General features: G+C 72.0%; 21 protein-coding genes and 1 pseudogene. 12 read left to right on the top strand and 10 right to left on the bottom strand.

The features are described 5' to 3' along the window. Positions 1-15: 15 nt before the first annotated feature. Positions 16-816 (top strand): site-2 protease family protein, encoded by an 801-nt coding sequence (locus IM697_RS10515; RefSeq protein ID WP_194046873.1) that lies wholly within the window; start codon positions 16-18, stop codon positions 814-816. Here the strand turns inward: IM697_RS10515 and IM697_RS10510 are convergent. The 3 genes from IM697_RS10510 to IM697_RS10500 are packed head-to-tail and all read right to left on the bottom strand — an operon-like array spanning position 806 to position 2,881. Beyond that, on the bottom strand, positions 806-991 hold the full coding sequence (locus IM697_RS10510) for a hypothetical protein (RefSeq protein WP_194046871.1): 186 nt from the start codon (positions 989-991) through the stop codon (positions 806-808). The two genes, IM697_RS10515 and IM697_RS10510, sit on opposite strands and share 11 nt — an antisense overlap. Before the next feature lie 53 nt (positions 992-1,044). Beyond that, positions 1,045-1,770 (bottom strand): NADPH-dependent F420 reductase, encoded by a 726-nt coding sequence (gene npdG, locus IM697_RS10505; RefSeq protein ID WP_194046869.1) that lies wholly within the window; start codon positions 1,768-1,770, stop codon positions 1,045-1,047. 37 nt (positions 1,771-1,807) lie between these two features. Then, positions 1,808-2,881 (bottom strand): sialidase family protein, encoded by a 1,074-nt coding sequence (locus tag IM697_RS10500; protein ID WP_194046867.1) that lies wholly within the window; start codon positions 2,879-2,881, stop codon positions 1,808-1,810. 173 nt (positions 2,882-3,054) lie between these two features. Here IM697_RS10500 and IM697_RS10495 point away from each other — a divergent pair, with 173 nt between their 5' ends. Further along, the gene (locus tag IM697_RS10495) at positions 3,055-3,657 is read left to right on the top strand and encodes a hypothetical protein (protein WP_194046865.1); all 603 of its coding nucleotides are present in this window, start codon (positions 3,055-3,057) and stop codon (positions 3,655-3,657) included. A gap of 69 nt (positions 3,658-3,726) precedes the next feature. Beyond that, positions 3,727-5,049 carry an MFS transporter gene (locus tag IM697_RS10490; RefSeq protein WP_194046863.1) on the top strand — a complete coding sequence of 441 codons (1,323 nt, stop codon included), beginning with the start codon at positions 3,727-3,729 and terminating at the stop codon, positions 5,047-5,049. An 11-nt stretch (positions 5,050-5,060) separates the two neighbouring features. Here IM697_RS10490 and IM697_RS10485 read toward each other — a convergent pair whose 3' ends face one another. Next, the gene (locus IM697_RS10485) at positions 5,061-5,291 is read right to left on the bottom strand and encodes a hypothetical protein (protein ID WP_194046861.1); all 231 of its coding nucleotides are present in this window, start codon (positions 5,289-5,291) and stop codon (positions 5,061-5,063) included. An 80-nt stretch (positions 5,292-5,371) separates the two neighbouring features. On the opposite strand from IM697_RS10485, the gene map reads away from it, so the two are divergent. Beyond that, positions 5,372-6,229: a type I methionyl aminopeptidase gene (gene map / locus IM697_RS10480; protein ID WP_194046859.1), complete on the top strand. Its 858-nt coding sequence runs from the start codon at positions 5,372-5,374 to the stop codon at positions 6,227-6,229. A 118-nt stretch (positions 6,230-6,347) separates the two neighbouring features. Beyond that, positions 6,348-6,995 carry a biliverdin-producing heme oxygenase gene (locus IM697_RS10475; RefSeq protein ID WP_194046857.1) on the top strand — a complete coding sequence of 216 codons (648 nt, stop codon included), beginning with the start codon at positions 6,348-6,350 and terminating at the stop codon, positions 6,993-6,995. Between the two features lie 7 nt (positions 6,996-7,002). Here IM697_RS10475 and IM697_RS10470 read toward each other — a convergent pair whose 3' ends face one another. Then, positions 7,003-7,647 (bottom strand): PhzF family phenazine biosynthesis protein, encoded by a 645-nt coding sequence (locus tag IM697_RS10470; RefSeq protein ID WP_194046855.1) that lies wholly within the window; start codon positions 7,645-7,647, stop codon positions 7,003-7,005. Positions 7,648-7,784: 137 nt separating this feature from the next. Here IM697_RS10470 and IM697_RS45400 point away from each other — a divergent pair, with 137 nt between their 5' ends. The 5 genes and pseudogenes from IM697_RS45400 to IM697_RS10450 all read left to right on the top strand — a co-directional run bounded on the left by IM697_RS45400 (position 7,785) and on the right by IM697_RS10450 (position 11,533). Then, the gene (locus IM697_RS45400) at positions 7,785-7,916 is read left to right on the top strand and encodes a hypothetical protein (RefSeq protein ID WP_265582711.1); all 132 of its coding nucleotides are present in this window, start codon (positions 7,785-7,787) and stop codon (positions 7,914-7,916) included. Next, positions 7,913-9,001, top strand: coding sequence for a FecCD family ABC transporter permease (locus IM697_RS10465; protein WP_194046853.1), 1,089 nt, complete (start codon positions 7,913-7,915; stop codon positions 8,999-9,001). The genes IM697_RS45400 and IM697_RS10465 overlap by 4 nt, the downstream gene beginning before the upstream one ends. Positions 9,002-9,147: 146 nt before the next feature. After that, positions 9,148-9,966 carry a heme ABC transporter ATP-binding protein gene (locus IM697_RS10460; RefSeq protein WP_194046851.1) on the top strand — a complete coding sequence of 273 codons (819 nt, stop codon included), beginning with the start codon at positions 9,148-9,150 and terminating at the stop codon, positions 9,964-9,966. Between the two features lie 18 nt (positions 9,967-9,984). Then, positions 9,985-10,581: pseudogene (locus IM697_RS10455) on the top strand (FTR1 family iron permease). Then, the gene (locus IM697_RS10450; RefSeq protein ID WP_194046849.1) at positions 10,541-11,533 is read left to right on the top strand and encodes an SCO2278 family lipoprotein; all 993 of its coding nucleotides are present in this window, start codon (positions 10,541-10,543) and stop codon (positions 11,531-11,533) included. Before IM697_RS10455 ends, IM697_RS10450 begins: the two are co-directional and overlap by 41 nt. Positions 11,534-11,551: 18 nt before the next feature. On the opposite strand, the gene IM697_RS10445 is transcribed toward IM697_RS10450, so the two are convergent. Both IM697_RS10445 and IM697_RS10440 read right to left on the bottom strand, forming a co-directional pair. Continuing rightward, positions 11,552-12,289 (bottom strand): bifunctional DNA primase/polymerase, encoded by a 738-nt coding sequence (locus IM697_RS10445; protein ID WP_194046847.1) that lies wholly within the window; start codon positions 12,287-12,289, stop codon positions 11,552-11,554. A gap of 148 nt (positions 12,290-12,437) precedes the next feature. Further along, positions 12,438-13,091, bottom strand: a complete 654-nt coding sequence (locus IM697_RS10440) for a TetR/AcrR family transcriptional regulator (protein ID WP_194046845.1) — start codon at positions 13,089-13,091, stop codon at positions 12,438-12,440. Positions 13,092-13,232: 141 nt separating this feature from the next. Here IM697_RS10440 and IM697_RS10435 point away from each other — a divergent pair, with 141 nt between their 5' ends. Continuing rightward, positions 13,233-13,376, top strand: a complete 144-nt coding sequence (locus IM697_RS10435; protein WP_407699650.1) for a DUF6243 family protein — start codon at positions 13,233-13,235, stop codon at positions 13,374-13,376. Between the two features lie 142 nt (positions 13,377-13,518). Further along, a complete protein-coding gene (locus IM697_RS10430) occupies positions 13,519-14,883 on the top strand; it encodes a S28 family serine protease (protein ID WP_228044615.1) in 1,365 nt (454 codons plus the stop codon). 112 nt (positions 14,884-14,995) lie between these two features. On the opposite strand, the gene IM697_RS10425 is transcribed toward IM697_RS10430, so the two are convergent. The 3 genes from IM697_RS10425 to IM697_RS10415 all read right to left on the bottom strand — a co-directional run bounded on the left by IM697_RS10425 (position 14,996) and on the right by IM697_RS10415 (position 18,688). Then, positions 14,996-15,994 carry a small ribosomal subunit Rsm22 family protein gene (locus tag IM697_RS10425; protein WP_194046839.1) on the bottom strand — a complete coding sequence of 333 codons (999 nt, stop codon included), beginning with the start codon at positions 15,992-15,994 and terminating at the stop codon, positions 14,996-14,998. Positions 15,995-16,256: 262 nt separating this feature from the next. Continuing rightward, on the bottom strand, positions 16,257-17,438 hold the full coding sequence (locus IM697_RS10420; protein WP_194046836.1) for a serine hydrolase domain-containing protein: 1,182 nt from the start codon (positions 17,436-17,438) through the stop codon (positions 16,257-16,259). Then, the gene (locus IM697_RS10415; protein ID WP_194046834.1) at positions 17,378-18,688 is read right to left on the bottom strand and encodes a multidrug effflux MFS transporter; all 1,311 of its coding nucleotides are present in this window, start codon (positions 18,686-18,688) and stop codon (positions 17,378-17,380) included. Before IM697_RS10415 ends, IM697_RS10420 begins: the two co-directional genes overlap by 61 nt. Positions 18,689-18,768: the final 80 nt, after the last annotated feature.

Genomic DNA, 18,768 nt, shown 5'->3' with positions numbered 1-18,768 from the left:
CAGGAGCCCGTCCTCATGACGACCGCCCTCAGCCGCCGCAGCGAGCGGCGGATCAGCCCCGTCTTCCTCGGGATTCTGGCCGTCATGGCGGTGACGGGCTGGGCCACCTGGAGCGGGTTCGCCGAGCAGCCCGGGCTGGCGGTGTTCCTGTTCGTGACGGCCGCGTGGATCGTGTCGCTGTGTCTGCACGAGTACGCACACGCGCGTACCGCCCTGCACAGCGGTGACATCTCGATCGGCGCGAAGGGCTATCTCACCCTCAATCCGCTGAAGTACACGCACGCGCTGCTCAGCATCGTGCTCCCGGTGATCTTCGTGATCATGGGCGGCATCGGTCTTCCCGGCGGTGCCGTCTTCATCGAGCGCGGGCGGATCCGGGGGCGCTGGCGGCACAGTCTGATCTCGGCGGCGGGCCCGCTGACGAACGTCCTCTTCGCCGTCGTGTGCACCGCGCCGTTCTGGCTGGACGCGCTGGACGGTGTCCCCCGGGACTTCCGGTTCGCGCTCGCCTTCCTCGCGCTGCTCCAGGTCACGGCCGCGATCCTGAACTTCCTGCCGGTCCCGGGCCTGGACGGCTACGGCGTGGTCGAGCCCTGGCTGTCGCACGGCATCAGGCGCCAGGTGGAGCCGTTCGCCCCGTTCGGCCTGCTGTTCGTGTTCGCGCTGCTGTGGGTGCCGGAGGTCAACGGTGTGTTCTTCGACATGATCGACGCCGTGCTGCGGGGGCTGGGCATCAGCGACTTGGACACGTACTGCGGCTACGACATGTTCCGCTTCTGGCGGGACGCCAACGAGGTCTGCTCGATCAGCCCGTGACCGAGTCCCGCCGGGCGTCCCTGGCCCGCTTGACGTAGTACCACGTCATGTTCGACGACAGCCCCGCCAGCAGCACCCACACGATCCCGAGCCAGCTGCCCCGCGCGAAGGAGACCACGGCCGCGGCCACGGCGAGCACACAGACGATCAGGGCATAGACACCAAGGCGGGGCATTTCACTCGGCTCCTTCGGGGGACACTGCTACGCGACCAGTGTCCCCCATCGCCTCATACGTCCGTGACGCGGAGCCCCGCGTGTGCCTTGTAGCGGCGGTTCACCGAGATCAGGTTCGCGACCAGCGACTCCACCTGGTGGGCGTTGCGCAGCCGCCCCGCGAAGACGCCGCGCATGCCGGGGATACGGCCGGCCAGCGCCTGGACGATCTCCACGTCCGCCCGCACCTCGCCGAGCACCATCACATCGGTGTCGATCTCCGCGATCTCCGGGTCCTGCAGCAGCACCGCCGACAGATGGTGGAAGGCCGCCGTCACCCGGGAGTCCGGCAGCAGGGCGGCGGCCTGCTCGGCGGCGCTGCCCTCCTGCGGCTTGAGCGCGTAGGCGCCCTTCTTGTCGAAGCCGAGCGGGTTGACGCAGTCGACGACCAGCTTGCCGGCCAGCTCCTCGCGCAGGGATTCGAGGGTCTTGCCGTGGCCCTCCCACGGCACGGCGACGATCACGAGGTCGCTGCGGCGGGCGGTCTCGGCGTTGTCGTGGCCCTCGATACCGTGCCCGAGCTCGTCGGCGGCGGCCTGCGCGCGCTCGGCGGCCCGCGAGCCGATGATCACCTTCTGGCCGGCCCGGGCGAGCCGGTAGGCGAGGCCTTTGCCCTGCGGTCCGGTCCCGCCGAGCACGCCGACGACGAGCCCCGAGACGTCCGGGAGATCCCAGGGGTCCTTGGCCGGGGCCTTCGCGGGGGCGTCGGTGGGCTGCTGTGCACTGTCGGTAGAGGTCATGGGCCGACTTTACGTCCGCCCCACGCACCCCGACGGGTCAGGTGAGCTCCGTCACGGGCACCCGCCGGAAGGTGAGGGTCTCGTACGGGCCGAAGTCGCCGGTCTCGTACAGGAGTCCGACCGTGTCGGCGTCGATCCGTACGAGGTCCGAGTACGCGGCGGGCAGCCCGTCCGCCGTGTGCGCCGAGCGCCAGGTGACGCCGCCGTCGGTGGAGGCGCGGATGGCCATCAGGGCGCGGGCGGCGGGGTCGGCGGGGCCGGAGTAGAGCAGGACGTCGGGGTCACGGAGGTGCAGGACACTGGCCTCGCAGACGGGGGCGATGAGGCCCGCCTGCGGGCGGAAGGGCTTCACCAGGGTCTCGCCGCCGTCCTCGGAGTACGCGTCGGCGCGGTTGCCGGGGGACATGGAGTCGTTGCGGGTGTTGAAGTAGACGCGGCCGTCGGGGAGTTCGGCGGCGGTGGTCTCGTTGACGTTGATGTAGCCGTCGGTGTTCTCGTCGACGTAGCCGATGCGCCAGGTCTCGCCCCGGTCGTCGCTGAGCAGGCAGTGGCCGCTGTTGTACCGGGCCTCGGTGCCGATGTCGGCGCCGGTGGGCGGGATGGTGTGGTTGGCGGGGACGACGACCCGGCCGGTGCCGAGCTGGATGGCGTGGCCGGGGGTGGTGGCGTACCACCGCCATCCCGGCCGCTTCACCTGCGCGGTGATCTCCTTCGAGGTGGACCAGGTGACACCGTCGTCGTCGCTGTACCGCACCCAGATCCGGCGGCCGTCGGCGTCGGAGACCTCGCCGCGCAGGATGCCGTCCTCGGTGGCGTCGGCGTGGTTGCGGAGGTAGACGAGCAGGATGCGGCCGGTGTCGAGGACGACGGGGGCGGGGTTGCCGGCGAGGTGCCAGTTGTTGTCGGCGGCCACCTCGAGGGGTCCCCAGGTGCGGCCGCCGTCCGTCGAGCGCTTCAGCACGATGTCGATGTGCCCGTGGTCGGCGGCGGAGTCGACCCGGCCCTCGCAGAAGGCGAGGAGGGTGCCGGCGGCGGTGGCGACGACGGCCGGGATGCGGAAGCTCGCGTAGCCCTCGCGGCCGGCGCGGAACGGGACGCTGGTCTCTGTCATGAGGGGCTCCTCGGATGGCCGGTATCACGCAGCGGATATCACTCAGCGGGTAGCACATGGCGGGTAGCACATGGCGGGTGGTTGCGCGGGATAACGAAGGCCTCTGCCCAGGTTGGGCGAATTCGTGGTGAACTCCGGGTCACGAGTGGTCGGTTGCGGCAGGATGCGGCCGCATGGATGCCGTACGTGTCGCGTTGCTGCGCGAAGTGCTCGCCGGAACCGAGTGGCTGGGGGCGACCCGGCGGTTCGCGGGGGCGCTGCGGGCGTCGGCGGTGGCGCACGGGGGCGGGTTGCTGCTGGTCGGGACGCGGGAGTACGAGCCGTGGCATCTGGCGGCGCACCTGGTGGACGAGGCCGCGTGGTCGGGGACGCCGGAGCTGGCCCCGACCCTCGTCCGGCATGACGCGCGCGCCTCGGATCCGGCGCATCTGGCGGTGGGCCTGGGGCGGCTGGCGGCGGCGCGGCGCGGGGAGACGCTGCTGGTGGTGTCGCCGGACCGGCCGGGGGCGCCGCTGCTGGAACGGGTGCACGACGTGCGGCGGGCCGGGGCGACGGTGCTGGCGCTCGGCAGCGGCGAGGGCGAGCTGACGGCGATGGCCCACGAGCGGCTGGTCGTGCCGGAGGGCGCGGAGCTGGACCTGGACACGGTGCAGCACCTGGTGAGCGCGGCGGCCGGCGAGAACGCGGTGCCCTCCGCGCGGGGACGCAGCCGCCTGCGGGACCGTCTGTCGCGCCTGGCGGAGTCGCTGACGGCACCGCCACCGCCGCGCTGGTAGGGCGCCCACCGGCCACCGGGCCGCAAAACCGGTTGCCTCCGGTACCGCGCCCTTCGAGCATGGCCCTTCGTGACCGACGACTCCCCCACCCCCTCCCGGCTCCGGGCCGTACTGCCCGACCTCACCCCCTGGCGGGCCTCCGCCGACTTCCGGAAGTTGTGGCTGGCGGGGCTGGTCTCGTCCTTCGGGAGTTTTCTGACGTTCGTCGCGCTGCCCGTGCAGATCAAGGAGCTGACCGGGTCCGCCGCGGCGGTCGGGGCGATCGGGGCCGTGGAGCTGGTGCCGCTGGTGGTGTTCGGGCTGTACGGGGGCGCGCTCGCCGACGCGCTCGACAAGCGGAAGCTGATCGTGTGGACGGAGGCCGGGCAGGGCCTGCTGAGCGCCGTCCTGCTGCTCAACGCCCTGCTTCCGGTTCCGGCGATCTGGCCGCTGTACGTCGTCGCCGCCCTGTCCTCCGCGCTGGTCTCGGTCCAGCGTCCCGCCCTGGACGCCCTGTTGCCCCGGATCGTCGCCCACGACCACCTCCCGGCGGCCGCCGCCCTCAACGCCCTGCGCTGGCAGGTCGGCGGGGTCGCGGGCCCCGCCCTGGCCGGTGTGGTGGTGGCGTACGCGGGGCTCGGCTGGGCGTACGGCGCGGATCTCGTGACCTTCGTCGTCTCCGTCCTGTTCGTGATCGGGCTCGCCCCCTCCCCCGCCTCGCACGAGGCCGCGAAGCCGTCGTTGAAGGCCATCGCCGAGGGCGCGCGCTACGCCTGGAGCCGCAAGGAGCTCCTCGGCACGTACGTCATCGACATCGCGGCGATGCTCTTCGCGCTGCCGCTGGCCGTACTGCCCTTCCTCGCGGACGAGTTGAACGCCCCCTGGTCGCTCGGTCTGATGTACGCGTCCGTCCCGGCCGGGGCGATGCTGGTGAGCCTGACCAGCGGCTGGACCTCACGGGTGTACCGGCACGGGCGGGTCGTCGTGCTGGCGGCCGCGCTGTGGGGCGTGGCGGTCGCGGCCGCCGGTGTCTCCGGGAACGTCTGGCTGGTGCTGCTGTTCCTGACCCTGGGCGGCGCCGCCGACATGGTCAGCGGCATCTTCCGCGGCGTGATGTGGAACCAGACGATCCCGGACGAGCTGCGCGGCCGGCTCGCCGGGATCGAGCTGCTGTCGTACTCGGTGGGCCCACAGCTCGGCCAGACCTACATGGGCGGCATCGCGGCCTGGCGCGGGGTGCGCACCGCCGTCTGGTCGGGCGGGCTGCTGTGCGTGGGCGCGGTGGGGCTGCTGGCGCTGTGCCTGCCGAAGCTGATGACGTACGACGCCCGCACCAACGAGCACGCGGTACGACTGCGCGAGCAGCGCGCGACATCGGCAACCACACCGGCTCCGGCCCCGGCGGAGGGCTGACCCGCCGGGCCCTAGTCCTCGTCCGCCGGTCCGGTCGGGGCGTCGTGCCACCTCGGGTCGGTTTCCCACTCCAGGTTGCGTTCGCGTGCCAGGTCCATCGCGTGCTGGGCCTCCTCGCGGCTGGCGTACGGCCCGAAGCGGTCCTTGGCCGGGCACTCCGGGCCCTCCTCGACCTTCTTGTGGACGAGGCAGTAGTACCACTCGCCCGGTTTGCCGACCGTGCGCTTCTTGAACAGGGCCATGACCGGCTCCTTTCACATGGGATCGCCACTGAGATCGCCACGGTCATGGTCCCCCATGGCCGCTGTCTTAGACTCGCTGCATGTCTGGCCAGTCGCTGCTCGTACCAGGGGAGCTGTCTCCCACCCGTTCCGTACCCGGAAACATCCGCCGTCCCGAGTACGTCGGCAAGCCCGCGCCGACCCCGTACTCGGGTCCGGAGGTGCAGACCCCCGAGACCGTCGAGGCGATGCGGGTCGCCGGGCGGATCGCCGCGCGGGCGATGGCCGAGGCGGCGAAGCTGATCGCGCCCGGCGTGACGACCGACGAGCTGGACAGGGTGGCGCACGAGTACATGTGCGACCACGGCGCCTACCCCTCGACGCTCGGCTACCGCAACTTCCCCAAGTCGCTGTGCACCAGCGTCAACGAGGTCATCTGCCACGGCATCCCGGACTCCACGGTGCTGCGCGACGGCGACATCATCAACCTCGACGTGACGGCGTACATCGGCGGGGTGCACGGCGACAACAACGCCACGTACCTGGTGGGCGACGTGGACGAGGAGAGCCGTCTGCTGGTGGAGCGCACCCGCGAGTCCCTCAACCGCGCGATCAAGGCGGTCAAGCCGGGCCGCCAGATCAATGTCATCGGCCGGGTGATCGAGTCGTACGCCAAGCGCTTCGGCTACGGGGTGGTGCGGGACTTCACCGGGCACGGCATCAACTCGTCCTTCCACTCGGGCCTGATCATCCCGCACTACGACAGCCCGCACGCGACGACGGTGATCCAGCCGGGGATGACCTTCACGATCGAGCCGATGCTGACGCTGGGCACCCACGAGTACGACATGTGGGACGACGGCTGGACGGTCGTCACGAAGGACCGCAAGCGGACGGCTCAGTTCGAGCACACCTTGGTGGTGACGGAGACGGGCGCGGAGATCCTGACGCTGCCGTAGCCGAAGCGGGCAGCAGAACCCGTCCTCTGCGGAGGGCGGGTTTTCTCGGTACGCTTTTACCGACACGGCGTCGGCAAACCTATTGACTTAGGTTAGCCTAACCTCAGAAAATACGGCCATGGACTCCTTCTCGACAGTCATCCGCACCGCCTCCCACGAAGAGCACACCGAGGCGGAGACCTCGACGTTCATGAGCGACATGCTCGGCGGCAGGCTGGGCGTGGACGCCTACGCGCGGTACACCGAGCAGTTGTGGTTCGTGTACGAGGCCCTGGAGGCCGGCGCCGAGCGGCTGGCGTCGGACCCGGTGGCCGGCCCGTTCATCCGGCCGGAGCTGTTCCGGCTGGCGGCCCTGGAGCGGGACCTGGCGCATCTGCGGGGTCCTCGGTGGCGCGCGGGACTGTCGGCGCTCCCGGCCACCCGGGCATACGCGGACCGGGTGCGGGAGTGCGCCGCCGACTGGCCGGCCGGTTATGTCGCCCACCACTACACCCGCTACCTCGGCGATCTCTCCGGCGGGCAGATCATCCGCGCCAAGGCGGAGAAGACGTGGGGCTTCGCCCGCAAGGGCGACGGGGTCCGGTTCTACGTCTTCGAGGACATCCCCAACCCGGCGGCGTTCAAGCGGGGTTACCGCGAACTGCTGGACGCGGTGCGCGCGGACGACCTGGAGAAGCAGCGCGTCGTCGCGGAGTGCAAGCGGGCGTTCGCGCTGAACACGGCGGTGTTCCGGGCACTGGGCGAGGAGTTCCCGCTGTCGGCGTGAGGCGGTGTCAGCGCTCCAGGACCACCCGGCCGCCCAGCTCGACCCAGTCGCCGGGCTGGGGCGCCGTCAGCAGCTGTGAGCCCGCGCCCTGCGTGATGTTGAGCGCCCGGCCCAGCCGGTGGGTGAGCTGGATGGCCGCCGCGCCCGTCGCCTCGTCCTCCGCCACGCCGTCGCCACGGCCGGGAAACCCTCGCGCGCGGACCCGTCCGGCGGCCTCGTCCTCCCAGGCCCAGGCATAGATCCACTCCCCGGGCGGCGGTACGGCGAGAGCGTCGACCTCCCCCGCGCTGCCGTACTGCCGCAGGGTGCGCGGCAGCGGCCAGTCCGGGCGGGCCTCGATCCAGCAGAACTCGCCGTCGACCCTGGCCCCCACCACCCCGGCGGGCGTGACCAGTTCGGGGACGTCGAGCAGCCAGGCCGTACCGACGCAGGGATACCCGGCGAAGGGCAGCCGTACGGAGGGCGTGTAGATGTCGATGATCCCGCGCTCGGGGTCGTCCACGAACACGGTCTCGCTGAAGCCGAGCTTCGCCGCGAACGCCTGCCGCTCCGCGGGGTCCGGCAGCACGGACCCCTCGCGGACGACGCCGAGTTCGTTGCCGTATCCACCGGTCGGCCCGCAGAAGACGCGGAGGACGTCGTAGTCAGTCACGGGACGATTGAAGCATCAGCCGTCCCGCGCCAGGCAACTCCCCTTCGCGATCTAGCGAATAAAGGTAAGGCTAACCTAAGCTTTGCCCTGGCCGGAACGGCAGTGGACCGAGAGGAACGGACGGGACCGTGCGACGCTTGCGCACACGACTGACGGGCGCGCCGCGGACCGCCGCCGTGCGCGAGGACGTTCCGCGGGAGGACGTCCCTCGGGCCGGCGCGGACCGCCGGATCCGCCGGATCGTCTCGGTCGGGCGGGATGCGGCATGACCGTACTGGAGAAGGCCACCCCGTCCGGGGCGGTGGCCGAGACGCCGCCGCGCGGACGGCACACCACCGCGTGGCTGCTGACCGCCGGCCTGAGCGTGGCCCTGGTCGTCCTCGTGCCGGTCGCCGCCGGGATCGGCGCCTACCCGATCCCCGTCGGGGACGTCCTCGCCTCCATCCAGCACAAAGTCGGGCTCGGCGGCGGCGAGTCGGACCGCGTCGCCGAGTCGGTGCTGTGGAACGTGCGCTTCCCGCGGATCGTGCTCGCGCTGCTCATCGGGGCGTCGCTGGGGTGTGCCGGGGCGCTGATGCAGGGGGTGTTCGGCAACCCGCTCGCCGAGCCCGGCGTCATCGGCGTCTCCTCCGGCGCGGCGGTCGGCGCGGTCGGCGCGATCGCGCTCAACGCCGGCTTCCTCGGCACCTGGACGGTGTCGGCCTTCGCCTTCGTCTCCGGGCTCGCCACCGTGCTGCTCGTATACGTCATGGCGCGCTCGGGCGGCCGTACGGAAGTGGTGACGCTGATCCTCACCGGTATCGCCGTGAACGCCTTCGGCGGGGCGGTGATCGGGCTGTTCCTGTTCTTCGCGGACGCCGCGGCCATCCAGCAGATCACCTTCTGGCAGCTCGGCTCGCTCTCCCAGGCGACCTGGCCGAAGGCGCTGGCCGTACTGCCGTGCGCCGCGCTCGGGCTGGCCGTCGCGCCGCTGTACGCCCGCCGGCTGGACCTGCTGGCCCTCGGCGAGGGACCCGCGCGGCATCTGGGCGTGGACGTGGAGCGGCTGCGGATCGTTCTCGTCCTGGTCATCGCGCTGCTGACGGCCGCGGCGGTGAGCGTCTCCGGGATCATCGGCTTCGTCGGCCTGGTCGTGCCGCATCTGCTGCGGATGGCGGCGGGGCCGGGGCATCGGTTTCTGGTGCCGGGCAGCGCGTTGCTGGGGGCGGTGGTTCTGCTCGCGGCGGATCTTGTGGCGCGGACGGTGGCCGCGCCCGCGGAGTTGCCGCTGGGGGTGTTGACCGCGCTGCTCGGCAGTCCGTTCTTCTTCTGGCTGCTGCGTCGGACTCGGCGGCGGCAAGGGGGATGGGCCTGAAGGTTGTATGGCGGCTGCGGGTGTGTGGGGGCTGGTCGCGCCCGCGCGGCGGAGCCGCAAATTGATACAGCCCCGCGCCCCTGAACAACGGGCGTTGCCCCTGCCCGCGACAGCACGTGACCCTCCGTTGAAGGAGCACCCTCCTCATGAGACTCCTCCGCCACCGTCCCGCCCCTCCCGCTCCCGCCTCACCCGGCGACGTCCTCGCCCGCGCCGAGGCGGTCCACGTTCGTCTCGGCTCCCGTCCCGTGCTCCACGGCGTCTCCGTGACCGTCCGCGCCGGCGAAGTGCTCGCCCTCGTCGGGCCCAACGGGGCCGGTAAGTCCACCCTGTTGAGCGCGCTGGCCGCCGATCTGCCGGTCGCCGGAGGCACCGTACGGATTCACGGCCGGCCGGCCGCCGAGTGGTCCGCCCCCGAACTGGCCCTGCGTCGTGCCGTTCTGCCGCAGTCGGCGGCGCTGGCCTTCCCCTTCACGGTGGAGGAGGTCGTGCGGATGGGGCGCGCACCCCATGCCGTCTCCCCCGCCGAGGACGATCTGGCCGTCGCCGAGGCGATGGCCGCCGCCGAGGTGACCGGCTTCGCGGTACGGCCGTTCTCCGCGCTCAGCGGTGGCGAGCGGGCCCGGGTCGCGCTCGCCCGGGTGCTCGCGCAGCGCGCGCCGCTGCTGTTGCTGGACGAGCCGACGGCGGCGCTCGACCTCAGGCATCAGGAGCTGGTGCTGCGGTTGTGCCGGGAGCGGGCGCGGGCCGGGGACGCGGTGGTGGTCGTACTCCACGATCTGGGTCTCGCGGCGGCGTACGCGCATCGGGTCGCGATTCTGCGCGCCGGGCGGATCGCCGCCGACGGGCCACCCGCCGAGGTGTTCTCCGAGCGGCTGCTGTCGGAGGTCTACGACCAGCCGGTCGAAGTGCTCTCGCATCCTCGGACGGGTGCGGTCCTGGTGACCCCGAAACGCAACCTTTGACCGTCCTTTGACCTCTCCATGGGGGCGAAGCTGCGCGAGGGCCTGGAGGCGTCCCTCGTCGTCTGCATACTCATCGCCTATCTGGTGAGGACGGACCGTAGGGACGCGAATTCGGCTCGCAGGAGCTGACGTTCGAGGCGCAGGAGGCGCTCGGCGGGTCGCTGTCGCTCCTCGCGGTCGGCCTGGTGACGTGGATGGCGCTCTGGATGCGGCGCACCGCCCTGGCGGTGCGCCAGGAGGGCATCGAGACGGCCCTGTTCGTGTGGGCGCCGGTGCGCGCGGCCGACTGTTCTACCGGGGCGCGCTGCGCATCAACCTCTCCAGGTTCTTCACCTGGACCGGCGGCATGCTGGTCGTCGTGGCGGCGGGCGTGCTGGCGTACGGCTTCCACGATCTGCCGACACCATCGACCCGTCGAGTTGGTACGGCACCTTGCTGAAGGGCGTGTTCAACTTCCAGGCGGATCCGACCGTCCTTCAGGTCACGGTGTGGCTGCTGTACCTGATCCCGACGCTCGCGCTGTTCCTGGCCCCGGTAGGGTTCGCCTCCGGGAAGGGGAAGGTGAAGGGACCTGATGAGCAGGGATCGCGGCCCTCGAAGGCTCCGCAGGCTTGACCGGAGCGCACTGATAGCGGCGTCCGTGACCGCTTTGTCGTTGACGGCGAGCGGGTGCGTGGTGGTCCACGGGGAGCGGGAGATCCTCCCCTCGGCCACCAAGGCGGAGGCCGCCAAGGCGCTCCAGCAGTTCACTGTCGCGTACAACGAGGCGGACAAGGAGTACGACAGCTCCCTCGACGCCGACTACGTCACCGGCGCCCTGGGCGACATCGACGCCGCCCGGCTGAAGGCGAGCAAGGCGGTCAGCCCCGGCGGCAACGCGAAGCACACCCCGCTGAAGCTGTCGGACGTCAAGTACACGATTCCGAAGAAGGCGGGCTGGCCGCGCTGGTTCCTGGCCGACGCGGCGGGCAACAAGTTCGGCAGCGCGCGCTGGCTCTTCGTGTTCACCCGGGACGGTCTGGACGAGCCGTGGGAGGCCGCGTATCTGACGCTGACGGCCCCCGACGACGTACCGGAGTTCAAGACCGACAAGGACGGCTGGGCCGAGGCCGTTCCCGCGAACTCGACCGAACTGGCCGTGCCGCCGCGGGACTTGAGCAAGGAGTACGCCGGCTACCTCAAGGACGGCGGGGACACCTTCGCGCCCGGTCGCCACACCAGCGCCTGGCGTGCCGACCGGGAGAAGGACGCCAAGCGCCCCGGCCTGGTCAGCCAGTTCATCGACGAGCCGCTGACCGACGGCGACTACGCCCCGCTGGCGCTGCGCACCGCGGACGGTGGCGCGATGGTGTTCTTCACCACGCGCTACTACGAGAAGCGGACGGCCTACGCGGGCACCGACGTCCCCTCGCCGGGCAAGGCGGTGGAGGCCCTGACGACGGGCGAGATAAAGCAGTCGCTGACGCTGGAGATCATCTCGAACGAGGTGGCCCTGGACCCGAAGGGCTCGGGGAAGGTGGAGATCATCGGCCGGACCCAGGGGCTGACGTCGGCGAAGGGCGAGTAGCGCCGCCGTCGTGGTGGCTCAGTGGCGCAGGGGCCAGGCCGCGGGGACGTGGCCGGGCTCCTCGTCGGCGTGGCGGGCGCAGGCGTCGGTGAGGACTTCCAGCAGGCTGAGCGGGTCGGGCAAGGGGTGTTCGAGGCCGCGTACCCAGTGCACGGTCTGACCGTCGCCGGGCAGCCGGGCGGGCGGTACGAGGACGTACGAGCCCCGGCAGTGCCAGCGCAGTCCGGGGTGCTCGTCCATCGTCTCGGGGTGGCAGTCCAGCTCGCAGGGCCACCACTCGTCCTCGTCCTCGGGGGTGCCGCGGGTGAGGGTGAAGAACAGCAGGCGTCCGTCGTCGCTCTCGGCGACCGGCCCGACCTCGACACCCGCGCCGAGCAGCCGCTCCAGCGCGTCGAGCCCGGCCTCCAGCGGCACGTCGAGCACGTCGTGGACCATGCCGGTGGCGGTGATGAAGTTGGCCTGCGGCTGGTGGCGGGCCCAGCGCTCGATCTGGGCGCGGTCGGTGGTGGACTGCGTCTGCCAGGCGAAGGACACCGGGTGCCGGGCGGGCGTGGGACAGCCGACGCGGTCGCAGGAGCAGCGGTAGCCGGGGGCGGGGTACGCGGCGGGCGCGAGCGGCAGGCCCGTTCCGGCGGCGGCCAGCAGCAGGGCCTCACGACCACCGTCGTCCGCGGTGGTGTCCTTGGGGCGGCGTCCGCGCAGCCACTGGGAGAGTTTGCCCTGCAGGCCGGTGCGGCCGCCCAACTCCGCGCTCATCTATCCCCTCGCCTCGCTGTCGTGCGGAACAGCATGCCCTATGGTCCCACTATCGTGCGCTCCGGGGGGCCGTAGCGGACAACCGGGGTAGGTGGGGCGAGGCGTACACACCCCCTGGATCAGCGGTAATGAGCTGTTTTGGCGGGATTTACGCCCCAACCGTGCGCGATGCGATGCCGTGCAGGGCGTAGTCGACGAGGGTGTCGGTGTACTCGTACGAGATCGGCCCCGTGTGCTGCAGCCAACGCTGGGCGAGGGGCGAGACCCACAGTTCGAGGGCGATGCGCGGGTCGACCTCGCGGCGGACCTGGCCGGCCTCCTGGGCGGCGCGCACCCGGTCGACGTACAGCTGGAGCGAGGGTTCGAGGAGCTTGGCCACGAAGACCCGGCCGAGCTGCTCGTCGACCACGCCCTCGGCGGCCAGGGCGCGGGAGGGTGCCTCGAAGCGGGGGTCCTTGAGCTGGTCGACGGTGAGGCGCAGTACGGCCTTGAGGTCGGCGGCGAGGTCGCCGGTGTCCGGGATGGCGAACTCGTACTCCGCTCCCGCGTCCCGGGAGGCCTGCTCGCTCAGGTCGAGGAAGGCCTCCAGCAGCACGTCGGCCTTCGACGACCACCACCGGTAGATCGTCTGCTTGCCGACGCCGGCGCGGGCGGCGATGCCCTCGATGGTGGTCCTGGGGTAGCCGACCTCCCCGACGAGAGCGAGTGCGGCGTCGTAGATGGCGCGGCGGGACTTCTCGCTGCGGCGGGTGGAGTTGGGGACGGTCCGGGGGGACTTCTGGGCGGACTTCTGGGCTGCCATGGCTCGAATTTATCAGTTGACAAGACGGAGCGTCTCGCCGGATCCTGATCGAGCGACGGAAACGAGACGATACGTATCGTCAAGTGATGTGAGTGATGGATGAACGAAAGGAGCCTCACCATGACCCGAGGCGGCGGAAACATGCTCGGAGTCGGCGGCACCCGACGGAACCTCGGCCGCAAGGCGCTGCGCGGCGGGGGCCGGGGCAGCCGGATCGGCGGCGGTACGGACCCCGCGGCGCAGAAGCGGGAACTGCTGCGCAGGCTCCAGCAGAAGCAGAAATAGCGGGGGCCCGTCTCCCCCGCCCGAGGGAGACGGGCCCCTCTCGTGCGGGATCCCCGCCCGGCGCACGGCGGCTGTACTGAAGCGGTCAGCAGCTCAGGACAGTGACGGAGGAATCGCGATGCGCGGGTGGACGAGACGTCGCATGCTCATCACCACGGCGTCGGCGGCGCCGCTGATCTCGACGGTGCCGACGGCCTCGACGGCGTCGGCCGCGGGCCGACCGAAGCGAGACGGGGGTCCCCCCGGACGGAGTCCGGGGGAGCGTGCGGGGAGGGGCGACGTCGCCAGTGTGTTACGGGCGCTGCCGGGGCTGAGGGTGGTCGAGGAGCGGCCGGGGGCCGAGTCGGGTGACCGGTTCTTCGTGCTCGGGCTGCGTCAGCGGGTGGACCACACCGACCCGGCGGCCGGCACCTTCGAGCAGCGCCTCACGCTGCTGCACACCGCGGTGGACCGCCCCATGGTCCTCGCCACGACGGGATACCACGCCGTACTCACGCCCTGGCGGGCCGAACCGACCGTGCTGCTGGGCGCCAACCAGCTCCAGATCGAGCACCGCTACTTCGGCACGTCCCGCCCGGCGACCCTCGACCACACCCATCTGACGATCCGCCAGGCCGCGGACGACCATCACCGCGTCGTCCGCCTCTTCCGCGATCTGTACCCCGGTTCCTGGATCTCGGCGGGCGGCAGCAAGGGCGGCATGGCCGCGGTCTACCACCGCCGCTTCCATCCCCACGACGTGGACGGCACCGTGGCGTACGGCGCCCCGAACAACGTCGACGACCGGGACGACTCCGCCTACGTGCGCTTCCTGGACAGCGTGGGCAGCGCTGAACACCGCGAGGCGGTGCAGGGGGCCCAGCGGCGCATCCTGCTGCGCCGCGACGAGATGGTCGCCCGTTACGAGGGCTGGGCGGCCGGCGCCGGGGACACCTTCCGCCTCGTCGGAAGTGCCGACAAGGCGCTGGAGATCGCGGTGGTGCGCGCGCAGTTCATGTTCTGGCAGCGCGCGCAGGCGGCGGACCTCGCCGCGCTTCCCGGTCCGGACGCCACGTCGGACGAGCTGTACGACTGGCTGGACCGTACGACCGGGCTGTCCCTGTACGCCGACTCGACGGCGCGCAACTACATCCCGTACTGGTACCAGTGCGGCACCCAGCTCGGCTACCCCGAGGTGCCGGCGCCGCATCTGACCGGCCTGCTGCGGTACCGGGACCACACCCGGCCCCGCACCTTCGTGCCGCGCGACATCCCGATGCGGTTCGACTCCACGGCCATGCCGGACATCGACCGCTGGGTGCGCCGCCGAGGCAGCCGCCTGCTGTTCGTCAACGGCACGATGGACCCCTCCGTCGCCGAGCCCTTCCGCCCCGGTGGCCCCGATTCCAGGGTCCTGCACGTACCGGGCGGGAACCACAGCGCCAAGATCGAGAACCTGCCGCCCGCCGACCGGGCGCAGGCACGGGCGACGCTGGCGCGATGGGCTCGGTGCCAAGGGGTGTTTTGAAGGTCCGGTGCGGTGCCCGCGCCCGCCGCGGCAGCGGCTGTTGTCACAGCCGGTGCGGCGAGGGTGCGTGCCGGGCGCCGCAAGTGCCGTGCGGGACTTTCAAAACACTCCCCTAGGGGGTGTCGCCCTCCGGGGTCCAGGCGTCGCCCCAGTCGGCGTCTCGGGCCGACTTGTAGAGGTCGCCGTGGCGTTTGGTGATCGTGGTGCGGCGTAGGGACGGTTCGGTTTCGCAGAGGTCGAGGAGTACCTGGCCCTTGCGGATCTGGGGTTTGCGTACGACCCGGGCGGGGGCCGGGGTGGGTGGGCGGCGGGTGGCGGCGACGTAGCTGAACTTCTCGTCCTCGTAGGCGAGGGAGCCGCCCTTGATCCGGCGGTGCAGCGAGGAGCGGCTGACGCGGGCCGCGAAGTGGCACCAGTCCGTGCCGGGCGTGATGGGGCAGGCGGCGCTGTGCGGGCAGGGGGCGGCGACGTGGAAGCCGGCGGCGATGAGGCGGTCGCGGGCCTCGATGACGCGGGTGTAGCCGTCGGGGGTGCCGGGTTCGACGATCACGACCGCCTGCGCGGCGGAGGCGACGGTGTCGAGGAGGGTGGTGCGGTCGGGGGCGGTGAGTTCGTTGAGGACGTAGGAGACGGTGACGAGGTCGGTGGGGTCGAGGGTGAGCTCCGGGCCGATGCGGGCGCGCTGCCAGCGGGCCTGCCTCAGCGCCGGGTTGACGGCGGCGATCTCCCGGCCGGTCTCCAGGGCGGGCTCGGCCCAGTCCAGCACGGTGACGCTGCGCTCGCCGGGCCAGGTGGCGGTGACGGCCCAGGTGGCGGCGCCGGTTCCGCCGCCGACGTCGATGTGGCCGGTGGGGGTCCAGTCCGGTACGGCCCGTGCGAACGCCTCCAGCGCCGCGTGGACGGCCTCGAAGGTGGCGGGCATGCGGTAGGCGGCGTAGGCGGCCACGTCTGCGTGGTCGCGGAGGATGGGGGTGTGGGTGGGGGTCGCTCCGCGGTAGGCGGCGATCAGCCGGTCGACCGCCTGGGTGGCCCGGTGGGGCGGGAGGCCGTCGAGGAGGGCGGCGAGGGCGCTGCGCAGGGTTTCGGCGGGCGGGGGGACGGGGGCGTTCACCCGGCGATTCTACGAGCGCGACCGGCGCGGAGCCGACCGCCCCTACCCATTCCCGTCCCCTGGGGGCTGCCGCCCCCAGACCCCCGCTTCGGCCCTGAACGGGCCTCGTCCTCAAACGCCGGACGGGCTGAAAATCCAGCCCCTCCGGCGTTTGAGGAGCGGGGGTCCAGGGGGCGGAGCCCCCTGGCGGGGTCGAAGGGGCGGAGCCCCTGGGGGACGGGAATGGGTAGGGGCGGCGGGGGCGGAGAAACTCTCCCCGCCGCTACCGCATCGCCCGCGCCACCCTCGACCCCGCCCGCGCCCGCGGCCCGCTGTCCGCCCCCCGCCTCCGCGGATGCACCGTGTTCGCCAGCAGTACCAGGAACGAGTCCGTGGCCGGATCCAGTACCAGTGACGTCCCGGTGAAGCCCGTGTGCCCGGCCGCCCCCCGGCCCGCCAGCTCTCCCATGAACCACGGCTGGTCGACCGCGAAGCCCAGACCGGGCGGGGTCAGCAGGAGTTCCACGAAGTCGGGGCCCAGGATGCGGGCGGGGCCGTACGCGCCCCCGGAGAGCAGGGCGCGGCAGAAGACCGCGAGGTCGTGGCCGGTGGCGAACAGGCCCGCGTGGCCCGCCACCCCGCCCAGCGCCCAGGCGTTCTCGTCGTGGACCGTGCCGCGCAGCATCCCCCGGTCCGCCTTGGCCCAGGGCCGGCGCTGGTCCTCCGTCGCCGCCGCGCCGGCGCAGGGGCCGAAGTGGGTCGCCGTCATGCCCAGCGGACGCGTGATGCCGTCGTGGATCAGGACGTCGAGGGTGCGGCTCGTGATGCGTTCCAGGACGTGCTGGAGCAGGAGCAGGTTGAGGTCGGAGTAGCAGTAGGTGCCGGGGACGCCGATCGGGGGTTCGGCGCGCAGCATCTCCAGGCGCTCCGCGTCGTCCGCGCAGTCGTACAGGGGAAGTTCCGGCCGCAGCCCGGAGGTGTGCGTGAGCAGCTGGCGCACGGTGACGCCGTGCCGGGCCGCCGCCCGGAAGTCCGGCAGATACGCCCCGACCCGCGCGTCGATGCCCAGCGTGCCGCGCTCGATCTGCTGCACCGCGGCGACGGAGGTGAACAGCTTGGTGAGGGAGGCCAGGTCGAAGGGGGTCGACGTGGTCATCGGGATGCGGGAGTCCGGCGGGAGTTCCACGCCCTCGTCCTTCTCCTCGTCGTAGGCGGCGTACCGCACCGCCCAGCCCATCGCCTCCTCGACGGCGACGTACGGCCCCCGCCCCACGATCAGCACCGCTCCGGCCGCCCAGGGGCGTGGGCCGGTGGTGAGGTCGTGGACCTCGCGGACGAGTTGTCGGATCTCCTCGGGGTCGAGCCCGGCCTTCTCCGGTGTGTCCCCGCGCAGTCTCGGCGCGCTCAGCTGTCCGCTCCCTCCGCACCCGCACGTCTGTCCGCACGTCTGTTCCAAGGACGGCACATTCCCATGAAGCAGGCCAGCGCCACCAGTGCTGCGGCCAGTTGGACGACGGCCATCGGGACGGCCGTGTCCTCTCCGGCGACGCCCACGAGGGGCGAGGCGACGGCGCCGATGAGGAAGGAGGACGTGCCGAGCAGCGCGGAGGCGGACCCGGCGGCGTGCTTGGTGCGCTGGAGGGCGAGGGCCTGGGTGTTGGGGAGAGTGATGCCCATCGCGGACATCAGGACGAAGAGAGCCGCGGCCACCGGTGCCAGGCCCACCTCGCCGAAGACGCCGACGGACATCAGCAGCAGTGCCGTCGCGGACAGGATGACGACGGCCAGGCCGGCGCCCAGGACGCGGTCCAGGCTCACCCGTCCCACCAGCACCTTGCCGTTGATCTGGCCGACCGCCACCAGGCCGACCGAGTTGAGACCGAACAGCAGGCTGAAGGTCTGCGGCGAGGCGCCGTAGATCTCCTGGATCACGAAGGGGGACGCCGAGATGTACGCGAAGAGCGCGGCGAACGCGAACCCGCCGGCCAGGGTGTACCCGGCGAAGGCGCCGTCGGCGAGCAGGCCGCGCATGGCGCGCAGGGCCTCGCCGACACCGCCGGCGTGCCGGTCCTGGGGCGGCAGGGTCTCCGGGAGCCTGCGCCAGACGAGGCCCGCCAGCAGCACCCCGAGCACGGTGAGCACGACGAACACGCCCCGCCAGTCCGTCACCCGCAGGATCTGCCCGCCGATGAGCGGCGCCACGACCGGGGCGACCCCGGAGATCAGCATCAGGGTGGAGAAGAAGCGGGCCATCGCCAGGCCGTCGTGGAGATCGCGTACGACCGCCCGCGCGATCACGATCGCCGCCGCGCCCGCGAGCCCCTGCGCCAGCCGGAAGGCGACCAGGAGCTGGACCGTGGGGGCCAGCGCGCAGAGCGCGGTGGCCACGACGTACACCGCGAGGCCCGCCAGGAGTGGTCGCCTGCGGCCCCAGCGGTCGCTCATCGGGCCGACCACCAACTGCCCCAGCGCCATGCCGGCCAGGCAGGCGGTGAGGGTGAGCTGGACGGTCGCGGCGGGCGCGTGCAGGGAGCCGGTGACCTCGGGGAGCGCCGGGAGGTACATGTCCATCGCCAGCGGGGGCGTGGCCGTCAGTCCGCCGAGGATGAAGGTGACCAGGAGGCCGGTGGTACGGAGGGAGCGGGTGGGTGGTTGATTCGCCGTCGGTGCCGCCGACTGCGACACGTCCTGTATCGGCCCCCCGCGGTCGCTCATGTGCCCCTCCCTCTCCGAGTGATCCGCCCCCTATGCTCTCAGCTCGTACAGAGTGCCGAGGGTCACATGAACGAGGGGTG

It is taken from the genome of Streptomyces ferrugineus (assembly GCF_015160855.1).
Classification (GTDB): domain Bacteria; phylum Actinomycetota; class Actinomycetes; order Streptomycetales; family Streptomycetaceae; genus Streptomyces; species Streptomyces ferrugineus.
This window is presented reverse-complemented; position numbering and strand designations above follow the sequence as displayed.

Bases quoted from the DNA above. Each gene is read 5' to 3' on its own strand.
- IM697_RS10515 (WP_194046873.1), top strand. From the start codon at position 16: ATGACGACCGCCCTCAGCCGCCGCAGCGAGCGGCGGATCAGCCCCGTC.
- IM697_RS10475 (WP_194046857.1), top strand. From the start codon at position 6,348: ATGGACTCCTTCTCGACAGTCATCCGCACCGCCTCCCACGAAGAGCAC.
- IM697_RS10445 (WP_194046847.1), bottom strand. From the start codon at position 12,289: ATGAGCGCGGAGTTGGGCGGCCGCACCGGCCTGCAGGGCAAACTCTCC.
- npdG (WP_194046869.1), bottom strand. From the start codon at position 1,770: ATGACCTCTACCGACAGTGCACAGCAGCCCACCGACGCCCCCGCGAAG.
- IM697_RS10460 (WP_194046851.1), top strand. From the start codon at position 9,148: ATGAGACTCCTCCGCCACCGTCCCGCCCCTCCCGCTCCCGCCTCACCC.
- IM697_RS10415 (WP_194046834.1), bottom strand. From the start codon at position 18,688: ATGAGCGACCGCGGGGGGCCGATACAGGACGTGTCGCAGTCGGCGGCA.
- IM697_RS10485 (WP_194046861.1), bottom strand. From the start codon at position 5,291: ATGGCCCTGTTCAAGAAGCGCACGGTCGGCAAACCGGGCGAGTGGTAC.
- IM697_RS10435 (WP_407699650.1), top strand. From the start codon at position 13,233: ATGCTCGGAGTCGGCGGCACCCGACGGAACCTCGGCCGCAAGGCGCTG.
- IM697_RS10430 (WP_228044615.1), top strand. From the start codon at position 13,519: ATGCTCATCACCACGGCGTCGGCGGCGCCGCTGATCTCGACGGTGCCG.
- IM697_RS10495 (WP_194046865.1), top strand. From the start codon at position 3,055: ATGGATGCCGTACGTGTCGCGTTGCTGCGCGAAGTGCTCGCCGGAACC.
- IM697_RS10500 (WP_194046867.1), bottom strand. From the start codon at position 2,881: ATGACAGAGACCAGCGTCCCGTTCCGCGCCGGCCGCGAGGGCTACGCG.
- IM697_RS10465 (WP_194046853.1), top strand. From the start codon at position 7,913: ATGACCGTACTGGAGAAGGCCACCCCGTCCGGGGCGGTGGCCGAGACG.
- IM697_RS10510 (WP_194046871.1), bottom strand. From the start codon at position 991: ATGCCCCGCCTTGGTGTCTATGCCCTGATCGTCTGTGTGCTCGCCGTG.
- map (WP_194046859.1), top strand. From the start codon at position 5,372: ATGTCTGGCCAGTCGCTGCTCGTACCAGGGGAGCTGTCTCCCACCCGT.
- IM697_RS10450 (WP_194046849.1), top strand. From the start codon at position 10,541: ATGAGCAGGGATCGCGGCCCTCGAAGGCTCCGCAGGCTTGACCGGAGC.
- IM697_RS10440 (WP_194046845.1), bottom strand. From the start codon at position 13,091: ATGGCAGCCCAGAAGTCCGCCCAGAAGTCCCCCCGGACCGTCCCCAAC.